Below are 19,498 nucleotides of genomic sequence, written 5' to 3' on the forward strand. Positions count from 1 at the left end.
TTAATTACAATCAGATTAATTAACCAAAATGACCGCCTTGACTGGCGGTTTTTTATTTTAAGGACTTATAAAATGGCAATAATATCAGGAATTTTAATTAATGGTGCAGGGCAACCATTACCGAATGTTCAAATCGTTTTAACCGCACTAAAGACATCAAGCAAAGTATTAAATCAATCTAAAGCATTCATTACGACGACATCAGAAACGGGTGCATATTCTATTAATGCTCAAGTTGGGTATTATGCTGTAACTGTATTAAGAAATGGCTACTCAGTTGAAAAAGTGGGTTGTATAAAAGTTTATGCTGATTCGCAAAATGGTACATTAAATGATTACCTACTTAATCCTAATGAAAGTGAAATATCACCCGAAATACTTGCTCAAATTGTTGAAGAAAGAAAACTGACACAACAATCTGCTAGTGAAGCTGTTAAAACACTTGAAAATAGCGTTAAAAAAACAGGTGAAATAAGTCAAACAGTTAACGGCATACTTGATGTTACGGAGTTAAAAGAGAACGGTGTTAGAGTTTATTCACCAAATAATAAACCCACTGCGAATGATGTGGGGGCTTTATCTACTGATGGAGGTACGGTGACTGGTGATTTAACTGTAAGAACTTTAACAGCTTTAAACTATAATAAATTTTATAGAATAACAATAAACCAGAATAACACCATGTCTCACTATATAACTGGTGTTGGAGGAGAAGCGACGAGACTCCGCTGGAATACTCTTAATGATACATGGAACTTTGAAAACAGCTCAGTAACAATCAACAACAAGCCAGTATTAAAACAGGGTGATTACAACATAGGTAATACCTCTACACCTTTAACAACTTTTACAAGTTTATCTCAATTATCGGGGATTGCTTGTGGTGATCATCAGTTAGGCATAGATTCATTGGGAACTTTATTCCCAAATAGTGATTACAATTATTTATATAAGTTTGGCGCAAGGAATCGAGAGAATGGTGGGGCATTTTTACTTAAACCTTATAATAATAACAAGATTTATATCGGTTATAATTTAACATCAACTGAAAATGTTTCTTGGGTAGAGTTACTCACTACTGCCCATACAAATGTATTGAAACTAGGGGATTATGGGCTTGGTAGCAGATCTCCATTATTGCCAGCGAATACCAATTTAACCTGGGACGCTTGTACTACCGCAAGTAGAAAATATACTTTAAGTGGTAAATATATTGGAACCCCTGACGATACAAAATCTTGGGGTGGAACCTTAGAAATAACAAGACGTTTGTATGATACTAGCACTGCTTGTGTTCAAGTAATTAAATACCAAAGTAGGACGTATGAACGTGAAGGTGATATCATCAGTGGTAAATGGGTTTGGAGTAATTGGAAAGAGTTTATTACAACCGCAAACTCAACAGTAGATAGCAATGGATTTTATAAAAAAGCATCACCAATCATTCGATTATTTTCTAATGATGATATGGAGCCAGTAGATGGGTTTGAAAAATCAGGATGTGGGTTAATTAATAGTGAAGCTAACGGCGTTACGGCCACTAAGATTGCTGTTGGACATTATGAAATACATAGTTCATTAGGTTTTGCGAAAGAAGGTTGGTACATTACACTGCCAGAAGATGCTAACGGTAATAAAAAGCTTTTTGCCAAATATTCGACGGATGAAAATAACGTGATCACCATTAAAACTTACACGAAGAAATTCGACTTTGCAAAATGTGAGATCGTTGCTGGTGAACCGCAAGATATAACTGGTGGTAGATGGATTGATATTCGTTTAGAAATGCCTTCGGTTGAACTTTCTTGAAAAAACTAATATATAAAGTCTAATAAATCAAATTGTGACCATTATTTTTGATAAAACTGCACATGTTCGTTAATCATTATATTTTACACTGTTATACCGTATTTGAGATATGTTAGCCAAGGTAATATAACATTAATACTTTAAATTAAAATACAAATTTTATATCGTATTAATGATATTAGTGAATAAATGAGTATATTGATTTGTCAGATTTGATACCACGATGTATTTATCAATATAATGTCTAAAAAAGATCAAATTATTGACTTCAAATATTTTGGAATAGGTAGAATATCCAAGAATCACTTAACATCTGAGTTTTAAGATACCATTACATCCATATCATCAATCAATCTATTAGTTATTACCTATTGTTTTTATTGAAATTATTTCACATTAACTCTTTTTAAATTATTTAATCGGCGTACACTGGTTGATAAGTCTTTAAACAGCGTAAATTTGTGAGGTTTTATGCGTAAAAACAATCTATTATTACTAATTGTCGCAGCGGGTTTAATTGTGATGAGTGCAATGCTCATCGCCGGCGGGGGCTGGCTTGTCAGCCTCGGCGGGTCCTGGTATTACTTATTGAGTGGTATCGGTATTTTGTTAACCGCAATTTTATTATTAAAACGTAAATCATCTGCTTTAATTTTGTTTTCAATTATTTTATTTTTAACAACCTGCTGGGCTTTATGGGAAGTAGGGCTAAGTTGGTGGCAATTAGTGCCAAGGCTATGGGTATGGTTTGTTGTCGGTTTAGTCTTGTTGATTCCATGGATTCGCAATTCGTTAACCAAAAGTCGTCAATCTACAACATGTTTACTCACCAGTATTATCATCACAACAGTTGTTGGTGTTGCTTCGCTGTTTACCTCACCTGGTGTGATAAACGGTAAAATTGATAATCTTGAACTTGTACAGGTTAATCCCAATCAAGTCGCAGGTGATGAATGGACAGCCTATGGCGGAACCAATTCAGGTTTACATTATTCGACATTAAATCAAATCACACCAGAGAATATCCATCAATTACAAGAAGTATGGCGTATTCAGACCGGTGATATGCCGACAAGCAATGATCCCGTTGAACTGACGAATGAAAATACGCCTTTAAAAGTCAACGATACACTCTATACTTGTACGGCTCATGGATGGGTAATTGCACTTGAGCCAGAAACGGGTAAAACGTTATGGAAATACAATCCTGCCATCAGTAATGAAGGCGCTGGCACATTTAAAGGTTGGGCGCATATGACCTGCCGTGGATTGTCTTATTATGATAGTGAACGTTATTTACAACAGGCTCCAGACTCCAGTGTGGCACAAAAAGTGAGTAGTAGCGCGTGCCCACGTCGTCTTTATTTACCAACTGCCGATGCACGCCTAATTGCATTAAATGCTAATACTGGTGAATTATGTGATAGCTTTGGTGAGAATGGACAAGTGGATTTAAGACAGGGTATCGGGCCATTTACACCAGGTGGTTACTACTCAACATCACCAGCGCTTGTGACGCAAAATTTAGTGATTGTTGGCGGTCATGTTACTGATGATGAATCCACTAATGAACCTTCTGGTGTGGTACGTGCTTTTGATATTTATGATGGTCATTTGGTCTGGAACTGGGATAGCGGTAACCCAGAAGCAACCACACCATTACCTGCTGGTGAGCATTATACTCGTAATTCACCTAATGTTTGGTCGATTACGAGTGCAGATGAATCGTTAGGTTTAGTATACTTACCACTGGGCAATCAAACACCAGACCAATATGGTCCGGATCGTAGTGCAGCTACTGAAAAATATGCTGCAGGTATTGTTGCACTTGATATTGCAACCGGTAAAGTTGCTTGGAATTATCAATTAACCCATCATGACCTTTGGGATATGGATGTGCCGGCACAACCAATTCTCGTTGATCTTAAAACGAGTAAGGGGATTGAGCCTGCCGTCATTCAACCGACTAAGCAAGGCAGTTTGTATGTGTTGAATCGTAAAACCGGTGAACCGATCGTGCCAATTGATGAAGTTGCAGCGCCTCAAGGTGCTGTTCAGGGTGATTGGACAGCAAAAACACAGCCGCGTTCACAATTAAATTTATTACCTCCACCGCTAACTGAACAAGATATGTGGGGAGCAACACCTTTTGATCAATTAAGTTGCCGTATTCAATTTAAATCACTGCGTTATGAAGGTCAGTACACGCCGCCATCATTACAAGGTAGTTTAATTTATCCGGGTAATGTTGGGGTGATGAACTGGGGGGGAGTTGCAGTAGACCCTGCAAGACAAATTATTTTTGCAAGTCCAAACTATATGGCATTTGTTTCAAAATTGATTCCGCAAAGTGATGTTGCGAAAGATGCCGCACAAGCATCAGAAGGGGCTGGTTTACAACCAAACCATGGTGCGCCTTATGCAGTCGAATTGCATCCATTTTTATCAATGGTTGGATTCCCTTGTCAAACACCATCATGGGGTGATGTAGCGGGTATTAACTTAAGCAACTATAAAGTGACGTGGAAGCACCCTAACGGTACCTCTCGTGATAACACCCCTGTTATCCCATTACCATTCCCTGTGGGTGTTCCTGCAATGGGCGGACCAATGACAACAGCAAGTGGCGTGGCATTCTTAAGCGGTACGCTTGATCAATATTTACGTGGTTATGATGTGACAACCGGTAAAGAAATTTGGTCAGCACGTTTACCTGCTGGTGGACAAGCCACACCAATGACGTTTATGGGTAAAGATGGACGTCAATATATTGTGTTAGTCGTTGGTGGGCATGGTTCATTTGGTACAAAAATGGGTGACTATATTATCGCCTATGCGTTACCAAACGAATAACTTAATCAGCCATTCAATGCTGATAAGTTAATGCTAATGCAGATTTGTTAAATCATAAAAAGCCATCACGAGTGATGGCTTTTTTATTAATCTCGTTTTCTAAGAATGACATTGTCAAGAACCGCTAGGTGTGCTAGTAGGTTGAGTTGCTGGCTCTGTTGTTTGCGGCGTTGTTGATTGCACGGCCTCTTTTATTGGCTCTTCGATATCTTTAGCAAAATACCCGCTGTACCATAACCATCCACCGGCACCTGCACATCCAATAATTAAAGCAAAAATAAAGGCAATCCAGTATTTATAGTAGCGTTTACGCATGGGATCAACCAAACTTCTTGATGCATTTTTAGGTAGCTCTGCTTTGGAAGTTAATTGGGCCCCTAAAAAGAAATTAATTTTGACTTTACCGTTAATCGCCCACCCTGATGCTTCAAGCAGAGGGCCTAGTGTTCTTTGGCGTAATTTTAACCAAGCTAAGATAACCGATGGTCCGGATATAATGAGGAAAATCGCTAAAAAGACAAATGGAAATTGCCACCAATGCAGTTGAAAAAGTGAACTGGCAATACTTGCCAGTGCTGTACCAATGGCTCCTATTGCAAGGCCGATGGCTGCAAAAATACCCACACTTTTACCAATATCAAATTTTGATGTATCAGCTGTGGCAGCAGGGGGTTGTGCAGCTTTGTTTGCTGAATCTAACAACGCGGTATCTTTTGAAGTTGCCCATTTATTAATTTGGTCAGTAATAAAACGACCAATGCGTTTATAAGGGTCCCAAATGGCTTGGCTAATACTGATTGGTTTAGTAATAATTTTGACCACTTTAGCATCCCAATCATGACCATCATTATCAACAAATACCCCATTACGCCCTTCAAGTAAAAAGTCTGCATCACCCGCAGTCATTGCGGCCACAATGGTTTTCTTCTCTTGATTGCCACTGACTGGTGGATTTTTACGTGTACATTCACAATACAGTAAGAAAAGCTCTGAATAGTTAGCTAATACAGTATGTTTGGCGATATCCGTGACCGGTATACATAATGTACAGCAACGGCCATCAATAAATAAGCGCCCCGATTGGAAAGCCGCTCTGCGTTTTTCTAAATCAAAGAAATCATGGAATGAAACAAAGTTCATTAATAAACGATAAAGATATTTGTGATAAATGACTATTCTTTCCACATCTGCAATATCGGCAGCAGCAGCCGGTGTTTTACTATCTTTTTCTGCTAAGGCTGCAAACTTTTCAAAAATATCACTATTTAGAATTTGGTTAATTCTATTTTCACCTAACTTATCAATCGTACTGGTGGCAGGAATTGTAATATCAGCTTTCGCTAATGCCGGTTTAGATGATACCGCGATGGCATAAGGTGATAAAATCTTTTGAATATTAAGCCAATCAGCTTGAGATAATTCATTATCTGTTGTGATAAATGGTTGAACCAGACTAATCAAACGTAACACTTTTGGACGCCAAATTGGATTGAGGCCCGTTTTAAGATCGAGCGGACGGTTTGCTTCTACTTTAGAGAGCGGCAATTCGGCAAGTGCACTATCTTCTAGTAGCCCATTATCGGTTGGCACAATATATTTTTCATCTACATTTAGTGCACCCTGTGCTTGGGGGGCATAACTGGCGAGTTCAGTACGTAAAAAATAATCATTAATTTTATCTTTTAAATCTTGGACGAGTTGCCAGGCTTCGGCAGTATCATCACCGAGTGGTGTGGTCGCAGAACCTACACTTTCATGCCACTTTATCCAGTCTTGTAAAGACTGTTTAAAGGCTTGTGAAATCTTATCATTAATCCCATCTAAACCACTGGCATCTTTTACGCCACCCATCACATTCAAAGCATCTTTTATAAACGCTTGCAAGTCACTATCAATTTTATTGGTTGCCGGAATAATGCCATCGCCATTAAATAAGTTATTCGTATTAATGATCGTTGATGCACTCAGATCTTCAGCAGAAATTGCTTGGCTATCATTTTTATTAATATTGGCAAGGATGGCTTTCGCAGTCGTTAATAAACGTTTACCCTCGTCAGAGTCGGTATTGATCGCTGATAAAGGCAATTCACTTGAACATTCAATAATGCTATCTAAATGGTTTAAACGTGCTTTTAGCCAGTTTACGGCATCAATCACTTCAGGAATACGAATTCGGCCATCTTTATCTTCATCCAATAATGATAATGTCTTATCATCAAATTCAAGCCCTGAAGCGGGACAGCTTAACGCAACCCAAAGTTTTGGATCTAACTTATCTAAATGAGCAATGTCATTAGCGGTACTTAAAACAACTTGATCAAGTCCACCAATTCGTTGAAATTTCCAAGGATAAGCCGTCGTTTTGTTTGCCATATATTTACCTTCTTATAAAAAATACCTATCCTATTATGCAATATATGTTTTTTTTATGCCATAGCGATAAGCCTATCGATTCTAAAGGTTTTTAGTTGCGAGCTTGTTTATTTAGCAACAGAAATTTATTGATTTATTAGGTATTCTTACTCATTACATGGCATAATTCAGCTCAAAATCATTTTTAATAAAACGACTTAATATTCTATGGCTTTAATTACATTACATAATGCTTACCTCTCTTTTAGTGATGCGCCTTTACTCGATCATGTTGATTTATCCATTGAACGCGGTGAAAGGGTGTGTTTGGTTGGTCGTAACGGCGCGGGTAAATCGACGTTATTAAAAATCCTTAATAAAGAGATTCCCCTTGATGATGGGCAAATGATCGTTGAAAACGATATCGTGGTCTCTCGCTTACAACAAGATCCACCGCGTGATATCCAAGGAACCGTGTTTGATTTTGTTGCAGAAGGGATCCAAGAACAAGCTGCATTGCTCAAAGCGTACTATGCCTTGTCTAAAACGATAGAATCTGCACCCACTGACGAAAATTTAAATAAACTTGCTGTTTTGCAAGAACAACTTGATCATAAAAATGGTTGGCAAATTGATAACCAAATTAATAATGTGTTGATGGCATTGTCGTTATCAGCTGAAACTGAATTGTCATCATTATCTGGGGGGTGGCTACGTAAAGCGGCGCTGGCTAAAGCATTAGTATGTCAACCTGATGTTCTATTACTCGATGAACCGACTAACCATTTAGACATTGCCGCAATCCAATGGCTTGAAGAGTTTTTGAAAGGGTTTACGGGCAGTATTGTGTTTATTTCTCATGACCGATCGTTTATTCGTCAAATGGCAACACGCATTTTAGATTTAGATCGAGGGAAAATCAGTTCATGGCCAGGTAATTATGATCAATACTTGACAGGTAAAGAAGAAGCATTACGCGTCGAAGAATTGCAAAATGCTGAATTTGACAAAAAACTTGCTCAAGAAGAAGTCTGGATCCGTCAAGGCATTAAAGCGCGTCGTACACGTAATGAAGGGCGTGTTCGGGCTTTAAAAGCGTTACGTCGTGAATATTCGGAACGTCGCCAAGTGATTGGTACAGCTAAGATGCAAGTTGAAGAAGCCTTACGTTCGGGTAAAATTGTGTTTGATCTTGAAGATGTCAGCTATCACGTTGCGGGTAAACAGCTGGTTGATCATTTTACCATGCAAGTTTTGCGCGGTGACAAAATTGCAATGATTGGCCCAAATGGTATAGGTAAAACGACCTTGATTAAGTTGATGCTTCAACAGATTGAACCTGTTTCAGGGACTATTCATTGCGGCACCAAATTAGAAGTTGCTTATTTTGACCAACATCGCGCTGATTTAGATCCCGATAAAACCGTGATGGACAATCTTGCCGAAGGTAAACAAGAAGTGCAAGTAAATGGACGTAATCGCCATGTATTAGGTTATTTACAAGATTTCCTGTTCCACCCTAAACGTGCTAGAACGCCAGTGAGTGCGCTGTCAGGTGGTGAAAAAAATCGTTTACTATTAGCAAAATTATTTTTAAAACCAAGTAATTTATTGATTCTTGACGAACCAACCAATGATTTAGATATAGAAACGCTTGAATTGTTAGAAGAGCTAGTCAGTGAATACAGCGGTACCGTTTTATTAGTTAGCCATGATCGTCAATTTGTGGATAATGCCGTCAATCAATGTTGGTTTTTCGAAGGTAATGGTAAGATTATGACTTACCCTGGGGGGTATTTTGATGCTTATCATCAGCAACAACATACTAAACCACGTGGGAAAGATCTCTCAGATAAAGTCAGTGAACCTAAAACCGAAGTTAAAACAACAAATGACAAGATACGTGAATCTAAAAAATTGACGTACAAGCAGACTAAAGAACTTGAAACATTGCCACTTAAGATTGAAACATTAGAAACTGAGATCGCGCAACTACAAATTCAAGTGAGTGACAGCGAGTTTTTTAATCAATCACATGAAAAATCCAGTCAAGTACTACAAACCTTAGCCAGTAAGGAACAAGAATTGGAACAAGCATTTAATGCTTGGGAAACATTAGAGGCGATTAAAAACAGTTAAGGCAAATTTGATAAATCATGCTTTACCGATATGATTAAACTTGTCTTATTGTTGTGATCATTCAAAATACGAGTTATTGAATTGTATTAGCGGTATTTTTATATGGTAGAAAGTAGTGGCAAGCCGGCATCATATGTATTATGTCACCATTGTGACTTACTTAGTGAATTGCCATCGATTGCCAATCAATATAAAGCAGTTTGCCCCCGTTGCAACACACGCTTAGCACGTGGGCGCAGTAATATGAAATTAAACACAATTGTTTATTCATTGTGTTCCCTTTTTATGTTAGCGATGACATGCTGCTTTATTTTCATTCATATCAGAGTGATGGGGATCACAAATAGTTTAAATATTTTAGCCATTCCCGATATTTTGTATCGTGACAATTATATGTCATTAATGCTGCTTTTTTTATTATTTGTACTACTGTTTCCTGCCATAACATTGATTATCCAAATTGTCGTATGCAGCAAAATTCCCCTATCAAAATATCGCAAGCGAGATCTACTGATTGTCTATGAAAAATTACAAAGCTGGTGCATGCCTGAAATCTTTATGGCAGGTGTGTTAGTCAGTTTTGTAAAATTAACCAGCTATGGTGATATTGGGATTGATCGGGCATTTTGGTCATTTTGTTTTTTCATTATTTTTTATTTAAAAGCGTCCATTGATTTTTCAATTCGTAAAATTTGGAATGAATTGGCGACAAATAATTTTGTGAAAACTGAGCTAAAATCGGGTAAGACTGGCATGAGTCAGCAAGTGCGTTTATGTTTATGTTGCCATGCCATGTTACCGGCTGAACAACGCCATTGCCCACGATGTAAACAAAAAGGACAGGTCAGAGAACGTAATAAAATTCAGTGGACACTTGCATTGCTTGTCACCTCTCTAATTTTGTACATACCTGCCAATTTGTTTGGTGTTATGAATACCATTTTTGTGGGGTCAGCATCAAGTTCTACTATTTTAGATGGTGTCATCTATATGTGGAAAGATGGGGACTACCCTGTGGCACTTGTTATTTTTACCGCCAGCGTCATTATTCCCATCTTAAAAATCATTGCACTAACATGGTTATGTTATTTTGCATCAATGTTTGGGCGTAAGCGTAAACGTGACTGTATTAAAATGAACAAATTATATAATGTGGTTGAATTTATTGGGCGCTGGTCGATGATCGATATTTTTGTAGTGTCAATTATTTCAGCCTTAATTCGTAATGGTGAAATGATGGCCGTTTATCCTGATGTTGGCGCGATATTTTTTGCGATTGTGGTGATTATCACAATGGTGGCCTCACACCAATATGATCCCAGATTAATTTGGGATAAACGTTAATATAGCATTGTTCATATCCATCGGATTTGAATAAAGTGGTTACGGGAATTAAAGCGTATAGTTTAATTATCCCATCTGAAGGTGACGAGAGAAGTCGATGACTTCATCGAAACATGGTTAAGTAATAACCTCAAGCTTAATAATAAATTAAGCCGGTTGAGTTTAGAGAATTAGGTGAATTATGTCGATTATACCCAAAAAATTAGCAAAAACGATGAAAAGTGATCGTGTATCAGCAATTTGGATTATCCCGATTGTCACATTGATCATCGGTGTGTGGATGCTTTATTCCCATTTTGCTGATCAAGGCCAACGTTTCACCTTAATTGCTCATGATGCAAGTGGGATTGTTGCTGGTAAAACGGTGATTAAGAGCCGCAGTGTTGAGGTTGGTATCGTTGAAAATGTCACATTAAGTGAAGATTATAAACAAGTCGTGATTGAAGGACAAATTTATAAGGGGATGCAAGCCCTATTAAATAACGACTCTGTATTTTGGATCGTTAAACCGCAAATCGGTCGGGAAGGTATTACGGGTTTAGGCACACTATTATCAGGTGTTTATATTGAATTAATTTCGGGTAATGATAAAGAAACATTTAATAATAAACCATTTAATTTACTGGATTCTCCGCCGCTGTCAGGGCCAGCTGATGCAGGCATTCGCGTCAATCTTGAAAGTGATCAAAGTGGTGTTATCCCGCGTGGTGCCTCGGTGATGTTTAGAGGTTTTAAAGTCGGGAGTGTTGAAACCTCTGATTTTGATATTGATTCACGAAAGATGAAATATCAGCTGTTTATTGCTAAACCCTACGATCGCTTGGTAACACAAAATGTTCGATTCTGGAAAGAAGGTGGGGTGAATCTTTCGCTATCACCGAAAGGGGCAAGTTTGGAAGTGCCATCTCTCGATGTTCTACTCTCTGGCGGGATCAGTTTTGATGTGCCTGAAGGCTCCAAATTTGGTGATCCGGTCACAACATTAACGACGTATAAATTGTATGAAGATAAAAAGTCGATTAAAGATTCACAATATACTGACTATACAGAATTTTTATTGTTTTTCACAGATTCTATTTCGGGCTTAAGTGAAGGGGCCCCGGTTGAATATCGCGGTATTCGTCTTGGTACGGTCAGTGAAGTTCCGTTTTATAACGATCCTATGATGAGTAAGACATCGATTTTAAGCTATAACATTCCAGTCTTAATTCGAATTGAGCCGGGTCGTTTAAGTGATCTAATCGATGGGCAAATTGATCTTGCTGGTTTAATCATGAAAGAACAAAAAAATGGCTTAAGAGCCGCACTTAAATCCAGTAACCTTTTTACCGGTGCATTATATGTCGATCTCGATTTTTATTCTGATTTAGATGATAAATATAATGAAAATGAAACCAAACAATATGGTTTTGAAACGATTGCGACGGTACCTGCTGGTTTATCACAGCTACAAGCTAAACTCATCCAGACGTTAGATAATTTTAATAAGTTGCCATTAGATCAGACGATTAATGAATTCAATAAATCGTTACAAAAAAGTCAAGAGTTGATGGCTTCATTAACGACCATTGTTAATAGTAAAGAGATGCAAAATCTGCCAAAAGACATTAAAGCGACAATTGAGTCACTTAATAGCACCTTAAAAAGTGTGCAGCCTGGCTCAACACTCAATAATCAATTAAAAGCAGATTTACAAAAATTTGAGCAAGTCATGGATCAGCTCAATCCATTACTTGAAACTTTAAATGATAAAAGTAATTCCTTAATCTTTGCCGCGCCAAAGAAAGAGGATCCACAACCTAAAGCAAAAGGAAATTAAACAATGAAAAAATCAATCATAACGCTGCTATTGTTATTCATTGTTGGTTGTTCATCTTCGATACCTAACAAAACTTACTATCAATTAGACAGTGATTTTAGTGATAGTAAAGTGTTACAAGCCAGAAAAGTTAATGATGCCATTGTTATTGAAGAGATTAAAGTCGCTAACTATCTTGATAAAAATGGTATTGTTTACCAAACGGGTGAACTTGAGTACACAACGGCAAACAATAATCTATGGTTAACGTCTTTGTCAGATCAAATTACACAAAGGTTAGTCCAAGATTTATCAATATTATTACCCAATTATCTGGTGACCACTCAGCCTGCAAATCATCCTAAATTGACAGTAAAATTGTTTATCGATGCTTTTCATGGCGTCTATACTGGCGACGCGGTTATCAAAGGGCGCTGGCAGATGACCAATAATAAAAATGAAGTGATTACCAAAAATTTTGATTACACACTAAGACTCGGTGAAGACGGTTATTTAGCATTGGTTAAAACCTTATCAAAAGGCTGGCAAGAAGAAGAGATAGACTTAGTAAGAAGCCTTAAATTATAGTGCTATTCTTCATTGTGAAAATCGGATAGTCTTGCAGATTATCCGATTTTTTCATGACATCATTTAACGCCGATTAAGATGATGCTGTTACTTCAACTTTAAGTGCGAAATGTGTTTTTTCCGTTGACGTTGATTGGATAGGTTTTGTTACTCGACATGTTTCAACACACACAAAATGCTGATAACTATCATCATCCAAATCATTCATTGCCTGTGCTCTTTCGACCCAAGGATTCCAAACAACCACATCGCTGTTATTAATATGAGAGACTTTTAGTGTGCGATGAGAATCTGTAATCAGTGTCTCAGGCATGGCTGCGGAGTAAATTCGGTCAACTTCTTGATCAAACGTCATTTGCCCAATGACTTTTGGTGGGTTAACCGTTGAGAGTTTTTCATGATAGTTATCACCTAATCCACTAATGGTCACGGATGAAATATCATCAACGCCAAAATAAGTATGTAGAGCGCTTGTTGCCTCAAAGTCACCACTGCAAGATAAATGGGCTTCACAGTTTGTGCCTAATTTAAAGGTCATTGTTAGCTCAAATGCGTGCGGCCAGTATTGCTGGGTATCTTGATTATTACATAATGTGAACACGATCTCCACCCCTTCTGCCGTTTCAATCACCTGACTCATTTGCCAATCAACAATGCGAGCAAAACCATGAGAGGGGCTACTGACATTGGCAAACCATGGCCAACAAATGGGTATCCCGCCCCTGATGGCAGTTCCTTTTTTAAATAAGGTTTTATTACTTAACCATATCACCGGCGTCGGTGTGTTTACGGGTTGCCAATAAAGTAAATGTGCGCCTTGTAACGAAATAGCGGCTTGGCATTTAGGGTGGTCAATCTTAAGTAATGTATGTTCGTAAAAACGTATTTGAGTGACAGATGCACTGATAGATTTTGCATTGTTTTCGGTCTGCTCAATAGCTTGGATGATTGACATTCTTGTTCTCCATAATAATCATCAATGCTGCATATTGTACCTTTTCTTACTCATTCGTAAAGTGGCCTGACTCAGAGCTAATATGCTTTTATGATATTAATCAAGTGGCAGCTAAATGATTATCATCTATCAAATATTTGATCATTTGCTGAGTATGCCTATATTGATTACTCTACATTCGCGATATGTGAAATGTTACTTTTCATAATTAAGCGACGTAAAATCGGTGTGGTGATCAATTTGGCTTTAACAATTTTACCCAGTAATTTTAAACGTAATTTGATGGTTCTTTGATAATAGGCTTTATTCGGATTTTTGATGTCACGATTAAGAATGTTACTTAAAATTTCTGCACTATCAAATGCATAACTAATCCCTTCTAATGAACTTGCGCTGATAAAACCAGCCGCCTCTCCAATTAAAAATATGCGCTCATTACCGACATGAAAATCACGCCAACGCTGAGGGTAAACAACAGGGCATTTTTCTGTTTTCACTGGGGTACCAAAAATAAAACCATTTTGTTCAAGTTTTTGTTTAAGTTGTTCAAATTTTAAATTCGCCTCTTTTTTAGGGAAGGCTCCACCAAAAATAAAGTGATTATCTTTTGATATACTCCAGGCATAGCAATTGGTACTTTTGTTATCGAAAATACACGAGTAAAACGGTACGGGATGTTTTTCTTCGAACCATTGTTGAATTGCAATATATTGTCTCAATGTATGATTTGGATAACGCATGCGTCGTACCATTGAGTTTGCACCATCAGCACCCACCACATATTTAGCGGTCACGACCTTGTGTTGCCCATTTTCTTCAAAGGTAATTTGATAACCATCAATGATTCGTTCTATGTTTTTACATAAGGTATTATTTCGGACATCTACCTGTGATGGAATGAGTGATTTTAGCCACAAATCAAATTTATGCCGATCAAAGTTGATGTAAGTACGCTGATAATTACGTACTAAATGAGTCTGTAAATCATAGGTTTTGACACTAAAAATTTGCGGATTAGTTAAAATGTCGGTTGGCAAATTGAGGTTGAAACGGATAAATGAGCGTTGCGCGTCGGTTGCTAATAAACCACCGCAGGGTTTATTAAACCCATCTGTTCCGCAAGTCAGTTTCTTATCCAAAGCGATAATGTTAAATTTAGAATCTAATAATCGCGCAAGGGTTGCGCCGGCTGGACCCAGTCCAATTATTGCAATATCGTAATCCATTCTTATAACTTATTATTTTTATTTAAGAACAACATTTTATATTAAGCTGTTAATAAATTATAGTCATTCTTCCCTTGAATTTAGAAAATTTAAGCCAATATAATGTATTATTCTCTTAAGATAAGTCTCAAATAAAGGTATTGCAATGACAAACCCATTATTAACCCCATCGGAGCTTCCGTTATTTTCTCAAATCAAACCTGAACATGTGCTTCCAGCGGTTAAAAAAGCCATTGCCGATTGCCGTGAAGTGATTGAAAAGGTCGTAAATCAAACAGATTATACTTGGGACAATTTAATTCAACCCATCGATGAAGTCGATGAAAAATTCAGTCGTGTTTGGTCACCCGTCAGTCATTTAAATTCAGTGAAAAATAGTGCAGAACTTCGTGAAGCTTATGAAGCATGTTTACCGCTACTCTCTGAATACAGTACTTGGGTCGGTCAGCATAAAGGCCTCTATCAGGCATATAAACATTTAAAAACTAGCCCTCAATTTAATGGTTTAAGTAAAGCCCAACAGAAATCAATCACCAATGCTTTACGTGATTTTGAATTATCGGGTATTGGATTAGACGATGATAAACAAAAACGCTACGGCGAAATTGTAGCAAAATTATCTGAATTATCGTCTAACTATAGTAATAATGTGCTTGATGCCACGATGGGATGGTCTAAGCTGATTACCAATATTGATGACTTATCCGGTCTGCCTGAAAGTGCACTGGCTGCGGCTAAAGCTCAAGCGGAAGCTAAAGAACAACAAGGTTGGTTATTAACGCTTGATATGCCGAGCTATATTCCTGTCATGATGTACTGTGATAATCGTGAGTTACGTTACGAAATGTATCATGCGTATTCCACCAGAGCATCAGATCAAGGCCCAAATGCTGGTAAATGGGACAATACAGATAATATTAACCAAATTCTCGCATTACGCTATGAATTGGCGAATCTACTCGGATTTGATACCTATGCACATAAATCGTTAGCAACTAAAATGGCTGAAAAACCAACGCAAGTCATTGAGTTTTTAAATGATTTGGCCAATAAAGCAAAACCTCAAGGCGAGGAAGAGTTAACCCAACTAAAACGTTATGCTTATGAGTACTTTGGTGCCAGCGAATTAAAACCTTGGGATATCAGCTATTACAGTGAGAAACAAAAACAATTTTTATATACCATCAATGATGAAGAATTGCGCCCATACTTTCCGGAACAACGTGTTGTTAGCGGGCTATTTGAAGTTGTAAAACGTTTATTTGGTATCACTGTAAAAGAGCGTTCTGGAGTTGAAGTTTGGTCACCCGAAGTGCGTTTCTTTGATGTATTTGATCATCAAGGGGAATATAAAGCCAGTTTCTATCTTGATCTTTATGCTCGAGAACATAAGCGAGGTGGAGCATGGATGGATGATTGTATTGGTCAAATGCGTTTTGCCGATGGGCATTTGCAAAAACCCGTTGCTTATTTAACCTGTAATTTTAACCGACCTGTAGGTGACAAACCGGCACTATTTACACATGATGAAGTGACCACCTTATTCCATGAATTTGGGCATGGATTACACCATATGTTAACGCGAATCGAGTCTCCTGCCGTTTCTGGTATTAATGGTGTGGCTTGGGATGCGGTTGAATTACCGAGCCAATTCCTTGAAAATTGGTGTTGGGAACCTGAAGCCTTGGCCTTTATTTCTGGCCACTACCAGACGGGTGAGCCACTCCCTAAAGATATGTTAGATAAAATGCTGGATGCTAAAAATTATCAAGCAGCGCTATTTATTTTACGTCAATTAGAATTTGGCTTATTTGATTTCCGCTTACATTATGAATATTCACCACAAAAAGGGGCATTAATTTTACAAACTTTACAGCAAGTTCGTGAACAAGTTGCGGTTACGCCTACGGTTGAATGGGGGCGTTTCCCTCATGCCTTTAGCCATATTTTTGCTGGTGGCTATGCAGCCGGTTATTACAGTTATTTGTGGGCAGAGGTATTATCCGCTGACGCATTTTCACGTTTTGAAGAAGAAGGTATTTTTAATACTAAAACGGGGAATTCGTTTTTAGATAACATTTTATCACAAGGTGGATCGGATGAACCGATGACGCTATTTAAACAATTTAGAGGGCGTGAACCGCAGTTAGATGCGTTATTGCACCATTATGGTATTAAGTCTAAAATAAGCCATTAATGTTTAAAGCACCCATTATGATGGGTGCTTTTTTATCAATACAATAGCAAATATTGCTAATACGATTAGATGACTTACGTTTTTCATCGTGGATAAATCATGAATTTATTGCAACAAGCACAAAATTGGTTAGTGCAAAATAATCAAAATGACTGTTTTGATTTATCTGACTCAGACGGCTATTTAAAATTAATCAAAATTGATGAGCCCAAATTGGGGGGCGTATTTGTTGATTTTGTTGATGGTGCAATGGCTCATCGTCGCCGTTTTGGTGGCGGACGTGCAGAGGCTGTAGCAAAAGCGGTGGGAATAAAAGGTGATTATTTACCAACCGTCATTGATGCAACAGCAGGACTTGGTCGAGATGCCTTTGTACTAGCCGCTATTGGTTGTCACGTTCTGATGTTTGAACGCCATCCTGTAGTTGCGGCTTTATTAGAAGATGGATTAAAACGTGCTTACCAAGATCCAGAGCTCGGTACTTGGTTACCCGCTCGTTTATCAATGATTCATCATAACAGCGTCGAAGGGTTAGCTAATATTACCGACAAACCTGATGTCGTTTATCTCGATCCGATGTTCCCACATCGTCAAAAAAGTGCTTTAGTGAAAAAAGAGATGCGAGTTTTCCAACAACTCGTTGGTAGCGATGATGATGCTGATCTATTACTTGAGTCAGCAAGAAAAATTGCTAAAAAACGGATTGCAGTTAAACGGCCAGATTATGCTCATTTTCTTGCTGATCAAAAACCCGTTTCTTCAATTAAAACGAAAAACCATCGTTTTGATCTTTATTCTCCCCTTGCCACGATATAGTTTGTGGCTGTTTTTACACTATAATTAGCTATTATGATAAAAATATAACGAAATAATGCGTCAAAGCTCAAAAAATCATTTAGTCCCGTCCGGTTTTTCTTTACAATAAACGCTATTCATTTCCGATAAAATAATTTTATGCGATTAGATAAATTCTTAGCTCATCATTTGGGGATTAGCCGTAATCTTGTTAGTAAAGAGCTAAAAGCAGCCAACGTGACTGTCGATGATGTGATCATTAAATCCGGTTCTTTTCAAATTAATGAGCATCAAGTTGTTAAATATCAAGATAATATTATTGAGCAAATTCATCGTAAACGCTATTTCATGCTGAATAAACCTCAAGGCTATGTGTGTTCGACGGATGATCCTGATTATCCAACGATTCTTTATTTTATTGACGAGCCTATGGCAGAAAAGCTGCACGCAGCTGGACGCCTTGATCTTGATACGACAGGTTTAGTTTTACTCACTGATGATGGTCAATGGTCACATCGTATTACGTCACCAAAGCATCACTGCCAAAAGGTGTATCTCGTGACACTCGAGCAGCCTTTAGTAACGGATCTAATCGGTGTGTTTGAAAAGGGGATTGAACTTCGCGGCGAAAAAGCATTAACAAAACCAGCATTACTTGAAATTATTGACGAATATCATGCTCGCTTAACGATTAGTGAAGGTCGTTATCATCAAGTAAAAAGAATGTTTGCCGCTGTGGGTAATCACGTCACGGCACTACATCGTCAACAGATAGGTATCATCAATTTAGATGTCGACGAAGGTGAATATCGCGCATTAACTCAGCAAGAAATTGACTCAATTTATGAGAGGTTATCATAATGATTTATCGTTTAGGTGATTTGGTTCCCAATATTAAACACGCGATGTATATCGCGCCTTCAGCAACGGTGATTGGTGATGTCACTTTAGCTAAGAATGTGACAGTATGGCCTAGCGCGGTCATTCGTGGTGATATTGCAACAATTCTTATTGATGAAAATACCAGCATTCAAGATAATGCAACTATTCATACAGATAAAGATTTAGCGTGTAAAATTGGACGTAACGTCACCATTGGGCATAACGCGATTTTACACAGTTGTGTTATTGATGATAATGTCATTATTGGAATGGGGAGCATTGTGCTTAATAATAGCCACATTGCTAAACATTGCATGGTGGGTGCAGGTTCTGTTGTGACACATAAATTACCTTATGAAGAAGGGTGCCTTATTATGGGATCGCCGGCAAAAATAGTACGTAAATTAACAGAAGATGAAATAAATCATATCCAAGTGAATGCAGACCATTATCAACAAAATGGGCTACGGTATAAAAATACCTTACAGATTGTTGAAACCAATGAGTTATAAATCATTCAGTTGATTACAATGAGTTAAATATTAAATCATGCCAATAGC

The 19,498-nt window shown here is 37.8% G+C and carries 13 protein-coding genes; 10 read left to right on the forward strand and 3 right to left on the reverse strand.

Going from position 1 to position 19,498, the window contains the following annotated elements:
- Window positions 1–72 precede the first annotated feature (72 nt).
- Window positions 73–1,809 carry a phage tail fiber protein gene (locus tag ABEA36_RS01245; RefSeq protein ID WP_345487899.1) on the forward strand — a complete coding sequence of 579 codons (1,737 nt, stop codon included), beginning with the start codon at window positions 73–75 and terminating at the stop codon, window positions 1,807–1,809.
- Between the two features lie 471 nt (window positions 1,810–2,280).
- Entirely contained in the window at window positions 2,281–4,662 is a 2,382-nt protein-coding gene (locus ABEA36_RS01250) for a glucose/quinate/shikimate family membrane-bound PQQ-dependent dehydrogenase (protein ID WP_345487901.1), read from the forward strand.
- A 114-nt stretch (window positions 4,663–4,776) separates the two neighbouring features.
- On the opposite strand, the gene ABEA36_RS01255 is transcribed toward ABEA36_RS01250, so the two are convergent.
- Window positions 4,777–7,035, reverse strand: coding sequence for a hypothetical protein (locus ABEA36_RS01255; protein WP_345487903.1), 2,259 nt, complete (start codon window positions 7,033–7,035; stop codon window positions 4,777–4,779).
- Window positions 7,036–7,242: 207 nt separating this feature from the next.
- On the opposite strand from ABEA36_RS01255, the gene ABEA36_RS01260 reads away from it, so the two are divergent.
- From ABEA36_RS01260 to ABEA36_RS01275, 4 genes are all read left to right on the forward strand, one after another.
- Entirely contained in the window at window positions 7,243–9,153 is a 1,911-nt protein-coding gene (locus ABEA36_RS01260; RefSeq protein ID WP_345487905.1) for an ABC transporter ATP-binding protein, read from the forward strand.
- A 102-nt stretch (window positions 9,154–9,255) separates the two neighbouring features.
- The gene (locus ABEA36_RS01265) at window positions 9,256–10,497 is read left to right on the forward strand and encodes a PqiA/YebS family transporter subunit (protein ID WP_345487907.1); all 1,242 of its coding nucleotides are present in this window, start codon (window positions 9,256–9,258) and stop codon (window positions 10,495–10,497) included.
- A gap of 214 nt (window positions 10,498–10,711) precedes the next feature.
- On the forward strand, window positions 10,712–12,316 hold the full coding sequence (gene pqiB / locus ABEA36_RS01270; RefSeq protein ID WP_345487909.1) for an intermembrane transport protein PqiB: 1,605 nt from the start codon (window positions 10,712–10,714) through the stop codon (window positions 12,314–12,316).
- Window positions 12,317–12,319: 3 nt separating this feature from the next.
- Entirely contained in the window at window positions 12,320–12,883 is a 564-nt protein-coding gene (locus ABEA36_RS01275) for an ABC-type transport auxiliary lipoprotein family protein (RefSeq protein WP_345487911.1), read from the forward strand.
- A 73-nt stretch (window positions 12,884–12,956) separates the two neighbouring features.
- On the opposite strand, the gene ABEA36_RS01280 is transcribed toward ABEA36_RS01275, so the two are convergent.
- The gene (locus ABEA36_RS01280) at window positions 12,957–13,838 is read right to left on the reverse strand and encodes a D-hexose-6-phosphate mutarotase (protein WP_345487913.1); all 882 of its coding nucleotides are present in this window, start codon (window positions 13,836–13,838) and stop codon (window positions 12,957–12,959) included.
- Between the two features lie 167 nt (window positions 13,839–14,005).
- Window positions 14,006–15,064, reverse strand: coding sequence for an FAD-binding protein (locus tag ABEA36_RS01285; RefSeq protein ID WP_345487915.1), 1,059 nt, complete (start codon window positions 15,062–15,064; stop codon window positions 14,006–14,008).
- A 145-nt stretch (window positions 15,065–15,209) separates the two neighbouring features.
- On the opposite strand from ABEA36_RS01285, the gene prlC reads away from it, so the two are divergent.
- From prlC to ABEA36_RS01305, 4 genes are all read left to right on the forward strand, one after another.
- Window positions 15,210–17,261, forward strand: coding sequence for an oligopeptidase A (gene prlC, locus ABEA36_RS01290; protein WP_345487916.1), 2,052 nt, complete (start codon window positions 15,210–15,212; stop codon window positions 17,259–17,261).
- Window positions 17,262–17,360: 99 nt separating this feature from the next.
- Window positions 17,361–18,077, forward strand: coding sequence for a class I SAM-dependent methyltransferase (locus tag ABEA36_RS01295; RefSeq protein ID WP_345487918.1), 717 nt, complete (start codon window positions 17,361–17,363; stop codon window positions 18,075–18,077).
- 138 nt (window positions 18,078–18,215) lie between these two features.
- The gene (gene rsuA / locus ABEA36_RS01300) at window positions 18,216–18,917 is read left to right on the forward strand and encodes a 16S rRNA pseudouridine(516) synthase RsuA (protein ID WP_345487920.1); all 702 of its coding nucleotides are present in this window, start codon (window positions 18,216–18,218) and stop codon (window positions 18,915–18,917) included.
- Window positions 18,917–19,450 carry a gamma carbonic anhydrase family protein gene (locus ABEA36_RS01305; RefSeq protein ID WP_345487922.1) on the forward strand — a complete coding sequence of 178 codons (534 nt, stop codon included), beginning with the start codon at window positions 18,917–18,919 and terminating at the stop codon, window positions 19,448–19,450. Before rsuA ends, ABEA36_RS01305 begins: the two co-directional genes overlap by 1 nt.
- Window positions 19,451–19,498: the final 48 nt, after the last annotated feature.

The sequence above is a fragment of the Orbus sasakiae genome, assembly GCF_039542345.1.
Taxonomy (GTDB): domain Bacteria; phylum Pseudomonadota; class Gammaproteobacteria; order Enterobacterales; family Orbaceae; genus Orbus; species Orbus sasakiae.

Bases quoted from the DNA above. Each gene is read 5' to 3' on its own strand.
- ABEA36_RS01250 (WP_345487901.1), top strand. From the start codon at position 2,281: ATGCGTAAAAACAATCTATTATTACTAATTGTCGCAGCGGGTTTAATT.
- ABEA36_RS01245 (WP_345487899.1), top strand. From the start codon at position 73: ATGGCAATAATATCAGGAATTTTAATTAATGGTGCAGGGCAACCATTA.
- ABEA36_RS01285 (WP_345487915.1), bottom strand. From the start codon at position 15,064: ATGGATTACGATATTGCAATAATTGGACTGGGTCCAGCCGGCGCAACC.
- ABEA36_RS01260 (WP_345487905.1), top strand. From the start codon at position 7,243: ATGGCTTTAATTACATTACATAATGCTTACCTCTCTTTTAGTGATGCG.
- ABEA36_RS01280 (WP_345487913.1), bottom strand. From the start codon at position 13,838: ATGTCAATCATCCAAGCTATTGAGCAGACCGAAAACAATGCAAAATCT.
- prlC (WP_345487916.1), top strand. From the start codon at position 15,210: ATGACAAACCCATTATTAACCCCATCGGAGCTTCCGTTATTTTCTCAA.
- ABEA36_RS01295 (WP_345487918.1), top strand. From the start codon at position 17,361: ATGAATTTATTGCAACAAGCACAAAATTGGTTAGTGCAAAATAATCAA.
- ABEA36_RS01265 (WP_345487907.1), top strand. From the start codon at position 9,256: ATGGTAGAAAGTAGTGGCAAGCCGGCATCATATGTATTATGTCACCAT.
- ABEA36_RS01305 (WP_345487922.1), top strand. From the start codon at position 18,917: ATGATTTATCGTTTAGGTGATTTGGTTCCCAATATTAAACACGCGATG.
- ABEA36_RS01255 (WP_345487903.1), bottom strand. From the start codon at position 7,035: ATGGCAAACAAAACGACGGCTTATCCTTGGAAATTTCAACGAATTGGT.
- rsuA (WP_345487920.1), top strand. From the start codon at position 18,216: ATGCGATTAGATAAATTCTTAGCTCATCATTTGGGGATTAGCCGTAAT.
- pqiB (WP_345487909.1), top strand. From the start codon at position 10,712: ATGAAAAGTGATCGTGTATCAGCAATTTGGATTATCCCGATTGTCACA.
- ABEA36_RS01275 (WP_345487911.1), top strand. From the start codon at position 12,320: ATGAAAAAATCAATCATAACGCTGCTATTGTTATTCATTGTTGGTTGT.